Source organism: Corynebacterium singulare (assembly GCF_000833575.1).
Lineage (GTDB): Bacteria > Actinomycetota > Actinomycetes > Mycobacteriales > Mycobacteriaceae > Corynebacterium > Corynebacterium singulare.
The window spans coordinates 126,558-138,500 of sequence record NZ_CP010827.1; the positions used below are offsets into that span (position 1 = coordinate 126,558).

General features: G+C 60.4%; 11 protein-coding genes. 3 read left to right on the top strand and 8 right to left on the bottom strand.

Annotated elements, in window-relative coordinates:
* Window positions 1-136: 136 nt before the first annotated feature.
* The 5 genes from CSING_RS00665 to CSING_RS00690 form a co-directional block, all read right to left on the bottom strand.
* Window positions 137-415, bottom strand: a complete 279-nt coding sequence (locus CSING_RS00665) for a PIN domain-containing protein (RefSeq protein WP_052471351.1) — start codon at window positions 413-415, stop codon at window positions 137-139.
* Between the two features lie 87 nt (window positions 416-502).
* Window positions 503-1,728 (bottom strand): IS3 family transposase gene (locus CSING_RS00670; RefSeq protein WP_144403090.1). Its coding sequence is split into 2 segments (ribosomal slippage): window positions 503-1,449 and window positions 1,449-1,728, totalling 1,227 coding nucleotides; the frame shifts between segments, so codons are not numbered across the junction.
* 131 nt (window positions 1,729-1,859) lie between these two features.
* The gene (locus tag CSING_RS00680) at window positions 1,860-2,102 is read right to left on the bottom strand and encodes a hypothetical protein (RefSeq protein WP_042528820.1); all 243 of its coding nucleotides are present in this window, start codon (window positions 2,100-2,102) and stop codon (window positions 1,860-1,862) included.
* 88 nt (window positions 2,103-2,190) lie between these two features.
* Window positions 2,191-2,553, bottom strand: coding sequence for a DoxX family protein (locus CSING_RS00685; RefSeq protein ID WP_042528822.1), 363 nt, complete (start codon window positions 2,551-2,553; stop codon window positions 2,191-2,193).
* Window positions 2,550-3,125 (bottom strand): TetR/AcrR family transcriptional regulator, encoded by a 576-nt coding sequence (locus CSING_RS00690; RefSeq protein ID WP_042528824.1) that lies wholly within the window; start codon window positions 3,123-3,125, stop codon window positions 2,550-2,552. The genes CSING_RS00685 and CSING_RS00690 overlap by 4 nt, the downstream gene beginning before the upstream one ends.
* Window positions 3,126-3,180: 55 nt before the next feature.
* Between CSING_RS00690 and CSING_RS13950 the strand changes: the two genes are divergently transcribed.
* Window positions 3,181-3,348 (top strand): hypothetical protein, encoded by a 168-nt coding sequence (locus tag CSING_RS13950; RefSeq protein WP_210385456.1) that lies wholly within the window; start codon window positions 3,181-3,183, stop codon window positions 3,346-3,348.
* Window positions 3,349-4,065: 717 nt separating this feature from the next.
* Here CSING_RS13950 and CSING_RS00700 read toward each other — a convergent pair.
* Window positions 4,066-4,458 (bottom strand): NUDIX hydrolase, encoded by a 393-nt coding sequence (locus tag CSING_RS00700; RefSeq protein ID WP_042528828.1) that lies wholly within the window; start codon window positions 4,456-4,458, stop codon window positions 4,066-4,068.
* 20 nt (window positions 4,459-4,478) lie between these two features.
* The gene (locus CSING_RS00705; RefSeq protein ID WP_042528830.1) at window positions 4,479-5,663 is read right to left on the bottom strand and encodes an Nramp family divalent metal transporter; all 1,185 of its coding nucleotides are present in this window, start codon (window positions 5,661-5,663) and stop codon (window positions 4,479-4,481) included.
* 174 nt (window positions 5,664-5,837) lie between these two features.
* On the opposite strand from CSING_RS00705, the gene CSING_RS00710 reads away from it, so the two are divergent.
* Window positions 5,838-8,402, top strand: coding sequence for a YhgE/Pip domain-containing protein (locus CSING_RS00710; RefSeq protein ID WP_042528832.1), 2,565 nt, complete (start codon window positions 5,838-5,840; stop codon window positions 8,400-8,402).
* Window positions 8,402-10,450 (top strand): YhgE/Pip domain-containing protein, encoded by a 2,049-nt coding sequence (locus CSING_RS00715; protein WP_042528834.1) that lies wholly within the window; start codon window positions 8,402-8,404, stop codon window positions 10,448-10,450. Before CSING_RS00710 ends, CSING_RS00715 begins: the two co-directional genes overlap by 1 nt.
* A 66-nt stretch (window positions 10,451-10,516) precedes the next feature.
* On the opposite strand, the gene CSING_RS00720 is transcribed toward CSING_RS00715, so the two are convergent.
* Window positions 10,517-11,848 carry an MFS transporter gene (locus tag CSING_RS00720; protein ID WP_042528836.1) on the bottom strand — a complete coding sequence of 444 codons (1,332 nt, stop codon included), beginning with the start codon at window positions 11,846-11,848 and terminating at the stop codon, window positions 10,517-10,519.
* Window positions 11,849-11,943: the final 95 nt, after the last annotated feature.

Sequence of the window (11,943 nt, forward strand, 5' to 3'; positions counted from 1 at the left end):
ATAGCCCCTGTTTCGGGAGGTATTGTCAGCTTTAAGTCGAGGGCTTGTTGGTGTATTAATTGCTTGATTTCGTTGCTTCAGCCTGTAGAACCCTAGTCACCGTTCGCCGGTGGCTCGGGTTTTGCGTTTGTTGTTGTCAATATGAAAGTGGGTGCCAGCGCAGCTCTCGGAAGCGGGCAAAGCCCTGATCTTGGCTCAGTAGGGTTGCTTCTTCTTCTATTACGGCCGCAGCTATCCAGGCATCGGGGATGTCGCTGGCTTTAAGTTTGTGCAAGCGCACCAATTCAGTGAAGGTCGTCCAGGTCCCTGGGCTGGAGCTTAAAAAGGTGCCGTTTGGGGCTTCTAGGATGGTATTGAGTGCAATCAGCGCTTGCTGGGTGGTAAGTGGTTTGTGAAATAACTTGTGGTTCGTCATGACTCGAAGAAAGCCCGTTGCCACAACATCCAGGAGTCCAATTGTTTCATGCCGATTTGAAGCGTCCTGGGTTTAGTTCCGCTTCTTTTACGGCCCTGTGTTGATGGGCTGGGTGAGATAATACTCGGTTTCTACTTCCTGTGGGGTGGCGTAGTCCAATGCTTCGTGAAGTCGCTTGGTGTTCCACCAATGCACCCACCGCAAGGTGGCCAATTCGACTTCCCCCACCGATGTCCACGGGCCTTGGGCGTGAATGAGTTCAGCCTTGTAGAGACCGTTGACTGTCTCGGCGAGAGCGTTGTCATAAGAATCACCGACCGTTCCGACACTCGGCCGGATACCGGATTCCGCTAGCGCGGTGGAATACTTCAGTGACACGTACTGGCTGCCCCGATCACTATGGTGAATCAGCTGGTTTCCATGAATTCGCCCTGCAGTCGTTAACGCATGTTCCAAAGCCTCCATGGGCAGCGCACCGGTACGCATCGTCGAGCGTGTAGCAACACCAACAATTTTTCGGCTGAATACATCCACGACAAACGCGGTGTAGGCGAATCCTGACAGGGTGCGAACGTAGGTAATGTCGGCAACCCACAGCCTGCCTGGTGCTTGTGCACGAAAGTCTCGTTGTACAAGGTCCGGGCGATGATCCTGTGTCTTCGGGCTAATCGTTGTCACAGGGGTTCGCCCACGTCTGCGGCCGGAAACACCTGCTAGCTTCATCAGACGTGCAGTCTTGTCACGACCGATATGAAAGCCTTCACGGTTCATCGCGTGCCACATTTTGCGGATACCGTAAACCGAGAAATTCTCCGCATGCACGCGTTGAATCTCTGGGATAAGCAGGCTATCGCTTAAGGCTCTTGCGCTGGGTACACGTGTAGTGGCTTTGCGGTAGCCGCGGGCAGTAATGAATCCACGATCTGCTTGTTTAAGGACTCGGCAGATGGCCTCGACCCCAAACTGATCTTTATACGCGTCGATGTAAGAGATCATTTGGTCGTGGGTCGGTCGAGTTCCGCTGCGAAAAAAGCCGAAGCAGTCTTAAGAATCCCGTTTGCTCGCTTCAGCTCACGGTTTTCGCGGCGCAGACGCTTGAGCTCTTCTTCCATTGTTTCGCCGCCTGAAGCGTCAGAGTCATCACGTACTGAAGCGCTGTCACGGTACCAAGCCCGCAACGTGTGGTGAGATACTCCAAGCAGCTCACCGACCTCCGTGTAGGCGCGTTGCAGTGAGCAAGACTCCAGGCGGACCATTTCGATGATCTGATGGACCGCCTTCTCCTTGAACTCAACGGAATACTTTCTAGGCATAGTTCAATCCTTCCTTACCTGAGGTAAGAACTAAACCCAGGACGCTTCAATTCAGAGCACTATTTAGCCATTGTTGAGCGGGTTTATGTTGCGGTGCAGCGGAGTGGAAGGCATAAACGAGAATGTTGACATCAGGAATGATCATCGAGCACCGCCCACACAGCTTCTTTGTCGCTGAAATCGACTAGAGCCGGTCCGCCGCAATCGAAGGAGGGCAGGTTAACGGGGGTGTCTTCGGTACTGATGCGGGTTTTCTTCTTGAGGGCAGCGCGGACCGCCTCTTCGACGTATGAGCTCAAAGTGACATTGTTGGCTTTGGCTTGGACCTTCGTTTCTTCAAGGAGTTTCGGGGGGAGGTTTATCGTGGTGCGCATACCTTTAGGATAGAAAGCATCAAGTCATCAATCAAGAGATGTAATGATGCATCTGTCTTCAGGAAGCCGTGAAAGGTTGACTGGTGTCTTAATTCAGTGCGAGCGTCAGGATCAGTACTCCGATGGAGAGTGCGAGCATGCCTAAGCAGTTGATCCAGAATGCGCTGCCGAGGAAGTGGGCGCGGACATGGGCTGCTGCGGCTGCGCAGAAATATGCGATGACTCCAACCATGGCTGCGATACCTACGCCGGGGTACCAGAGACCGGCTATGAGTCCTGTGACTGCGAGGCATTTGATGACAATGAGTGCCCACCACCAGTCTTTGGGGAGTTTGACGCCGCTGAGGCAGGCTTCGATAAAGGGGACTGGTTTGAGGGAGAGAGCGGCGTCGCCAAGCAGAATGGCTGCTAGTAGTAGGGAGGGCCAGGCTGGGGAAGATTCTAGGATCATTGGGTTACTCCGAATGCGGTGTTGAGACGTTCGATCGATGAAGCGGCTTGAGATGTGAGGTGTTCGGTGTCGTAGAGGCCTGCGGCCCAGCCGATGAGTAAGCCAAGGTAGACGTTGTACAGCAGGTTGGAGTACTCGGTCGCATCTTCGTTGCTGAATCCGGAGCCGAGGCGCAAGGTGATTTCATCTGTCAGGAGCGTCTTGAGCGCAGTGAGTGCTTCGCCTTGGTTGCCTTGTTGGATGAGTGCCGCGCCAAAGGCGCGAGAAAGCTCTTCGTGGCCAGTAAACATCTGGAGGAAAGGTCTCAGGACGTCGAGGAGGCTATCGGATTGTCCGCGGATGTCGTCGTGGAGTTCTGAAATATGTTGGCCAATAGTGCGGATGAGCAGCGTTTGTTTGTCGCCGACTCCCATGACGGTTCCCACGCTGACACCAGCTTCGGATGCGATAGTCCGGATGCTGGTGGTGGCGTAGCCCTGGGTGAGGAAGAGTTCGTAGGCGGTGGCTAGGACCTTGCTGTCTGTGCCAGCTTTGGCGGCCGAACGTGAAGAATGAACGTGTTCAGTGAACATGTTCAAAGAGTAGCGCTTGGCAGTTTCAGGGTCAATAGCGTCAGAGTGTTGGTGATTGCAGCTAGGTCAGCGCGGGGAAGACGCGGTCGCGCAGCAGGTGGGCAAGCTCGCGGTCAGGGTGTGCCGGGTCAATCCAGGCGATGTCGCCGATTTCGGCGGCGGCGCGGGGTTCGTTGTCGGTGACGGTGTGGGTGCAGGTGAAGATGGTGCCGACAATTACTGAAGTAGCAGATAGACCGAAGTTTTAGGAAGGCTAAATGTTTGCAGGGGAAACCGCAACACGATACGCCTTCCTGCGGGCTCGCGCAATGAATTATGGGGAGGTGTATACGTTCGTCTACGGTTTCCATTTTTGCTACCAAATTTGTCGACTACATGTAACTCTAGGGGTCTCCGAGTTTTCAGCCGTCTTCTTGCAAAAGGGCTCAGGGCATGTATCGCCCTAAGAAAAGTGCGCCCCGGGCGGTGCTGATTGCGGCAGCAACAGTTCTCGCTCCAGCTAATGCACTTTCTCGGCGGGTTGGTTTTCAATAAATTATCTTTGCGCTAAGCAGTGAGGGTTCTAAGGGTAGCGTGATTGGAACTTTGCCGTATGATCGTTGCTGAACTGTCTATTAGGCAGCCAAAGAGAATCTGCCAATTAGGGAGAATCAATTATGTGGAAAAAATCTTGGCCACTGTTGGCGTTATTCTGATGTCTCTTTCCGTTTATGTTCAATGGCCGTATGCGGTCACGATTGCTCTAGCAGCTTTGGTCATTTTCCTTGTGTTTCTTCCCAGCGGGAAGAAGTAAATGCCTGAACAGGGGTAGGTATTTCAGCGGACCTGCCTCTGTTTTATGTTGATGAGCCGAGAAAATGGGCGCGGAGGTGCGCTGCTACGGATGCGTAGGACAGGCGATGAGACCGGTGGCTTCGAGGCGCTATCTACGAAAACGTACCTACCCAGCCAGCGCGGGGAAGACGCGGTCCCGCAACAGATGCGCAAGCTCGCGGTCAGGGTGCGCCGGGTTGACCCAGGCGGTGTCGCCGATTTCGGCGGCGGCGTGGGGTGCGTCGGTGGTGACGGCGCGGGCGTAGGTGAAGATGGTGCCCACGACGACCTCGCCCGGCTCGTTGGCGGCGGGGGCGTCGAAGGTGCCGAGCTCGTTGAGGCTCTCGGCGTCGAGAGTGAGTCCTACTTCTTCGGCAACTTCGCGCAGGGCGGCGTCGACAAGCGCCTCGCCCTCCTCGGGCTTGCCGCCGGGCAGCTGGTACTTGGTGGAGGACTTCTTGCGCACGGTGAGGACCTGGCCCGCGGCGTTGCGGATGACGACGGCTGCGACTTCAATCATGGCTGCCGATTGTAGGCGGCCTAGAGCAGTGGGAGGACCACGAGGGCGAGGTTGAGCGCGATGACCAGAGCGGCAAGCGTCCAGCCCACGGCCATAGACCAAGGTTTTGCGGCGAACTGACCCATGACGTCCCGGGAGCCGGCGTAGCGGAAAAGCGGGATGATGGCGAAGGGGATGCCCAGGGAAAGAAGCGCCTGGCTGACCACCAGCGCCATGGTGGGGTCGACCCCGCAGGCGATGATGACCAGCGCCGGGATGAGTGTGACCAGGCGGCGCACTAGGAGCGGGACCTTGATGTGGAGCAGACCGTCCATGATTTCGGAGCCGGCGTAGGCGCCCACCGACGTCGAGGCGAGGCCGCTGGCCAGCAGGCCGACGGCGAAGAGAACGCCGGCCAGCGGGCCGAGGTGGCTGGCAATCGCCGCGTGCGCCCCGGAGATGGTCTCCGTGCCGTCTACGCCGTAGAGGGCCGAGCCCGCCAGGACCAGCAGGCCTATGTTGACGAGCCCGGCGATGGACAGCGCCACGGCGATGTCTGCGCGGGTGCCGGCCAGCACGTGGGGGATTTCCAGGTCGGGGAAGCGCTGCTTGGTCAGGGAGGAGTGCAGGTAGATGGCGTGCGGCATGACGGTGGCACCCAGCATGGAGGCGGCCAGCAGGATGCTGTCCTTGCCCTCTAGGCGGGGGATGAGGCCCGCGGCCACGTCGGCAGGGTCGGGCGGGGCGATGGCAAGCCCGGCAAGGAAGCCGATGCAGATAACCAGGAGCAGGCCGATGACGAGCCCCTCGAACCACTGGTTCTTCTTCTGGAAGATGAGGAGAACGATGGACACCGCGCCGATGATGAGCGCGCCTACGAGCAGCGGGAGATCGAAGAGGAGTTGCAGAGCGATGGCGCCGCCGATGACTTCGGCGAGGTCGGTGGCTGCGGCGATGATCTCGGCCTGGGCCCACATGCCCAGGCGCGCGCGGCGGGGGAGGCGCTCGCCCATGATTTCCGGCAGGGAGCGGTGGGTGACCAGCCCCAGCTTGGCGGAGTGGTACTGGATGAACATGGCCATGAGGTTGGCCACGACGAGTACCCACACCAGGAGGTAGCCGTAGCGGGAGCCGGCGCTGATGTTGGCGGCCACGTTGCCGGGGTCGACGTAGGCCACCGCGGCAACGAAGGCGGGGCCGGTGAGGCTGATTAAGGTCTTGCGCATGAGCACCTTCGTATCAAAAGTTCAACTACTTGAAGTCTAGGTTCCAACCGTATCAAGTCAAGCCAGGGGTTTGATTCGGCAAACTATATTAAAGTTTAATTGTTAATCATTTAAATTACTTTATGTATTTCGGCAGGCTAGAGACATTGGGGTGTAAAGGGTACACTCCCTTCAGTGCGCCAAAGTTGGAAAATATTTTTAAGAGATGTAGCCAGGCTTGGCCGCGTCCCCAGGGCGTGGATCATCCTCATCGGACTCGTCATTACCCCCGCGATGTACTCCTGGGTCAACATCGCGGCCTTCCGTGATCCGTACGGGAATACCGAGAACATCAAGGTTGCCGTCGTCAACGAGGACAAGGGCGCCAATAACGACCTCACCGGTCACGTCGACGTGGGTAAACAAGTCGTCGACAAGCTGCAGGATAACCACCAGCTGGGCTGGCAGTTCTTAGGTGCCGACGAGGCAGACAAAGCCCTGCATGAGGGGGACGTCTACGCCGCGGTCACTATCCCGGAGGACTTCAGCGAGAACCTCGTGAGCATGCTCGACGGCACGTTCACCAAACCGCAGCTGGTCTACCGCGTCAACGAGAAGAACAACGCCATCGCCGTGAAGATCACGGACACCGGCGCCAAGGGTCTGGATAAGCAGATCACCGCCGCGTTCAAGGAGCAGGTGGCCACGGTTGCCGCGGAGAAGGTGAAGGACTCCGGCACGGAGTTCGAAACCAAGATCACCCGCGCCATGAACAACACCAGCACCTCCTTCGGTGAAACCGCGCAGAAAATCGACGATAGCCGCCGCAAGCTGGGGGACATCCAGGCCAAGCTCGACACCGCCTCGCAGTCCATGGGCGGGGCCAAGGGTACCGTCGCGGACGTGGAGGCCGCGCTGACCGACGCCCAAGCCGCGCTCAACGAGGTCAGCTCCCTGGTCAACCAGGCCCAGGGCGGCATCGGTGACTTCACTGACCAGTCCACCTCGGCGTTCGTCAACGGCGCCACCGCTGTCGCCGACGGCACCGCGCAGGCGCAGGAATCCATCGCGGATCTCACCGCCGGCCTGGACCAGGCGGGACAGCGCTTCGACTACGCCACCCAACAGGCCAACGGTGCCGTGGACGCCAGCGCGCAGTCCATCGCCGAGCTCAAGGCGCTGCTCAACTCCGCCACGCTCTCCCCGCAGGCCACGAAGGAGCTTGACGACGCCGTCCAGCGCCTCGAGGAGGGCAACGAATCCAACCGTCGCCTCTTGGGTAACCTGGGCGCGCTGAGCAAGGACACCCAGGCCGCCGCGGATTCCGTGAAGTCCAGCTCCGACGCAATTAACCAGGCCGCGGCCGATACCAAGGCCACGTCCCAGACCCTGCGCGATACCGTGACCTCCTCCGTGCCGGAGATCAACCGCGCGATGAGCAACCTGAGCTCCACCGCGAGCGCGCTCAGCGCCACCCTGGAAGCACAGAAGGGAACCATGCGGGAGGCCGACGGCCTCCTCGACGGCGTGTCCCAACAGCTGCTCGCCACCAAGGACACGCTGGGGGACTTCGACACCAACCTGGTCGCGCTGCAGGACAGCCTGAGGAGCATCCAGGGTGATGTCCGCTCGCTCAAGGCCACGATGAACAACAAGGTGCTGCAGAACGTCACCGGGCTCGATGCGGATGAAATCGGCCAGTTCTTCGCCGAGCCCATCGAGGTCGAGTCGGTCACGGTCTACCCGGTGGACTCCTACGGCTCCGCTATGGCGGCGCTGTTTACCAACCTCTCGCTGTGGATTGGCGCCTTCGTGCTCATGGTCATCTTCAAGGTTGAGGTGGACAAGGAGGGCTTCCGCCGCGTCACCGTGGACCAGGCCTACCTGGGTCGCTTCCTGCTCATGGCCGCCATGGTGGTCATTCAGGCCGTCGTGGTGACGGCGGGCGACATCCTCATCGGTGTCCAGACCGTCAACGCGGCCGCGTTCATCGTCACCGGCGTGCTCATCGGGCTGGCGTACCTCAGTATCATCTACGCCCTATCGACCTCCCTGGGCCACCTCGGCCGCGGCCTGTGCGTGGTGCTGGCCATCATCCAGATCCCGGGCGCATCCGGCCTGTACCCGATCGAGCTGCTGCCGGGCTTCTTCCACGCCATCTACCCGCTGCTGCCGTTCACCTACGGCATCGACGCCATGCGTGAGACCATCGGCGGCTTCTACGGCGCCCACTACTTCAAGTACATGGGCGTGCTGGCCTTCATGTTCCTTCTGTTCTTCGTGTGCGGCCTCCTGCTGCGCAAGGCCCTGTCCCACTTCAACGCGCTGTTCAACAAGGAGCTCAAGGACACCGAGCTCTTCGACTACGAGAACGTGCAGGTCATGGGCAACGGCTACCGCATCGCCGACGTCATCCAGGCGCTGGACAGCCGCAGCGGCCTCAAGCAGGACCTGGACCACCGCGACCACGATTGGAGCTACTGGCTCAAGCTCGTCGCCGTCGCCGGCGTGGTGGGGGTTATCATCCTCATCTTGGTTTCCGGCCTCCTGCCTTCCCAGAAGCCGCTGCTCCTGGGCATCTGGACCGCGTGGTGCCTGCTCATTGTGGGCGCGGCCGTCACGCTCGAGTACCTGCGCATCAGCCTGAAGCAGTCCGCGGAGCTGCTCACGCTGGATGAGGATGACATCAAGCACCCGGCCCGCAACGAGGACAACGACCTGGCCGCGGTAGCACCGGCCGAGACGGAGGGAGAGAAGTAATGCGCGGAACACTGGATCTTTTCCTCGAGGACATCCGCACGGCACGCCGCAGCGTGATGAGCATCGTCATGCTCGTTGGCCTGGTGGTCATCCCCATGCTGTTCACGTGGTTCAACGTGCTGGCCAGCTGGAATCCTTTCGACAACACCAGCCAGCTCAAGGTGGCGGTGGCCAGCGAGGACACCGGCTACGAAAGCGACCTGCTGCCCATGCCCATCAACGTGGGCGACCAGGTGCTCAATCAGCTGCGCGCCAACGACCAGCTGGACTGGGTAGTCACCACCCCCGACGAGGCCGTCGAGGGCACCAAGTCCGGCGAGTACTACGCCGCCATCGTGCTGCCGGAAAACTTCAGCGATGACATGATGACCTTCTACACTGACGGCTCGGAGCCGGCGGGGCTGTCGCTGTACACCAACGAGAAGAAGAACGCGCTGGCACCGAAGATCACCGACCAGGGCGCAGAAGGCGTGTCCGCCCAGGTGGCGGAAACCTTTACCCGCACCGTGGGCCATGTGTCCTTCGACCTCGTGGCCGGCCTGTCTGATTTCATGAGCCAGGGCGATACCAAGGCGGTCCTGGACCGCATCCAGGCCCGCGCGGACGGCGTGCAGTCCCAGCTGGACATGGGCGCGCGAACCGCCCGCTCCCTGGCGGGCCTGGTGGAGACCACGGTCCCGCTCATGGAGAGCGCGGAGAACATCGTTGGCGCCGCCAACCTGGAGCTCCCGGAGGTCCAGTCCACGTCCCTCAACGTGTCCACGGATGCGCTGCAGCAGTCCCTAGACGCGACGAAGGCCAGCTACGACGTGGTGCGCCAACGCATTGACGCGCTTTTCGACGACGCCTCGGCCTCCCGCGCCGACCGCGTTGCCACCCTCAACACGTTGGCGGACCAGGTGGACGGCACGATCGCCCAGTACCAGAACCTGCACGGCCACGTGGAGGCCCTGCCGATCCCCGCGGCGGACAAGGAGAAGGCGCTCAGCCGCATCGAGGACGCCATCGCCAACGAGCGCGCCCTGCACTCCCGCCTCGAGGCCGCGGCCAACGCCCCGGAGCCCACGAAGCCGGATCTCTCCGGCATCGACGCGGCAAAGGAGTCCATCGACGGCATCTCCACCTCCGGCCTGCGGGAATCCATTTCTGCGCTGCAGGATTCCCTGGGCCGGGTGGGCCAGGACCTGGACACCATCAATGCGCCGGTAACCATTGACTCCTCTTCCTTGACCGATGCCCAGACCGCCGTGCAGAACCTGGCGGCGAGCCTGCAGAACAAGGCCAACGAGTTCGGTGACCTGAAGAAGGACATCGATTCCGCAGTGGAATCCGGTGACCTGAAAAAGCTGGCGGATCTCATCGGCTCCGACCCGGACGCCCTGGCCAGCGCCATCGCGGCCCCGGTGGATATCGACCGCGAGGCCGTGTTCCCCGTCACCAGCTTCGGTGCGGGCATGACGCCGATGTACACCGCGCTGGCCCTGTGGGTGGGCGCGCTGCTTACCGCGGTGAGCGTGCGTACCGATGTGGTCAACAAGGACAAGTACGGACCGATCCAGCGTTACTTTGGCCGCTTCGGCATCTTCGCCGCGGTGGGACTGGTGCAGTCCACCATGCTCATCCTGGGCCTGATCTTCTTCGTGCGGATCGAGCCTGCCCACCCGTTCCTCATGCTGCTGGCCGGCTGGCTCAGCTCGGTGGTGTTCATGCTCATTGCCTATACGTTTGTGGTCTCGTTTGCGAACGCCGGCAAGGCCTTGGCGGTGCTCATGTTGGTGATCCAGGTGTCGTCGGCAGGCGGCGCGTACCCGCTGCAGGTGCTGCCGCAGTGGTTCCAGAACATCAGCCCGTGGCTGCCGGTCACCTACACCATCCGGGCCTTCCGCGCGGCCATCGCCGGCACGTACCACGGTGACTTCTGGCTGTCGCTGTTCTGCCTGCTCCTGTTCGTCCTGCCCATGCTGGCGCTGGGCGTGCTGCTGCACAAGCCGCTGGAGAAGTTCACCAACGGCTGGGTGGAAACGCTGGAGAAGACCAAGCTGATGTAGCAGCTTTCCGCACTTCAGCATTCCGGTACTGCAGATCTGGAGCGCTACGACGTACTGAGAGGCCCGCTAACGCGCGGGTCTCTTTGCGTAGGCGGAGCCCTCCGGGTTGTCGATGGTGGAGTGCGTACGACTGTCGTGCAGGAAGAACATGGCCACCACGCCGAGCGCCGCCATGATGGTGACGTAGACGGGGAAGGCATCCGGGTGCCCGGCGTTCTTGAGACCCAGGGCCACGTACTCAGCCGAGCCGCCGAAGAGAGAGTTGCCCACGGCATAAGTGAAGCCGACGCCAAGGCCGCGGATGTAGGTGGGGAACATCTCGGCCTTGAGGATGCCGGAAATAGAGGTGTAGCCGCTTTCGAAGACGAAGATCAGAATGATGACGGCACCTGCTCCTAGCAAGGTGGTTTGTTGGTTGAGCAGCATGAAGGCGGGGATGGTACCCAGTGTGGAGGCGATGCCGAAGATGAGGATGGTGTTCTTACGGCCAATCTTGTCCGAGAGCAGGCCGGTGAGCGGCTGGAGCAGCATGAAAACGAAGAGGCACACCGTCATCGTGCGGGCGACGTCACCCTTGGCAAAACCGCCGGTGTTAATGAGGAACTTCTGCATGTAGGTGGTGTACGTGTAGAACGTCAGGGAACCGATGGCGGTAATTCCTAGGACTACCCAGAAGGAGCGGGGGTGCGCCATGAGCTGGCGCAGGGTGCCGGCGCCTTCCTCGCTGCGCTCGCTTGTCGACGTCGTCTCTTCCAGCCCGTTGCGCAGCCACATACTCACCACGGCAGCCAGCGCGCCGATGACGAAGGGTAGGCGCCACCAGCCGTTGGTGATGGCTTCCTCACCCAAAGTGGAGGTCATGATCACCGCGAGGAGGCTGGCCAGCAGCTGGCCGCCGATGAGGGTGACGTACTGGAATGAAGAGTAGAAACCGCGGCGCCCAGAAGAGGCGATTTCAGACATATAGGTGGCGGTGGCACCGTACTCGCCGCCGACGGACAGGCCCTGGATGCAGCGCACGATGAGCATGAGCACCGGCGCCCACGCACCCACCATCGCGGCGGTGGGCAACGCCGCGAAGAGCAGGGAGCCCGCGCACATCATGATGATGGCGATAAGCATCGACTGCTTGCGGCCGTAGCGGTCCGCGATACGCCCGAAGATGTAGCCGCCGATAGGCCGCATGAGGAAGCCCACAAAGAACACGCCGGCGGACTTCATGAGCGCGCCGGTTTCACCTGTGCCGCTAAAGAACTGATCGGCAAAATACACGCTGAAGAAGGCGTAAATATAGAAGTCAAACCATTCGACGAGGTTGCCGCTCGACGCCGCCAGAATTGCCTTTACCGTGCGCCATTCCACCTTGGGGGTGGGGGCAGTAGTGTCTCCATTAGTCATAGCAAGAAACTACCTCGTGGTGACGTGCCTTACATTAGCGACAATAAATATTCACAGGTTACGGGGGTGTTGGGTGTGGCACGCACCCCTTGTAC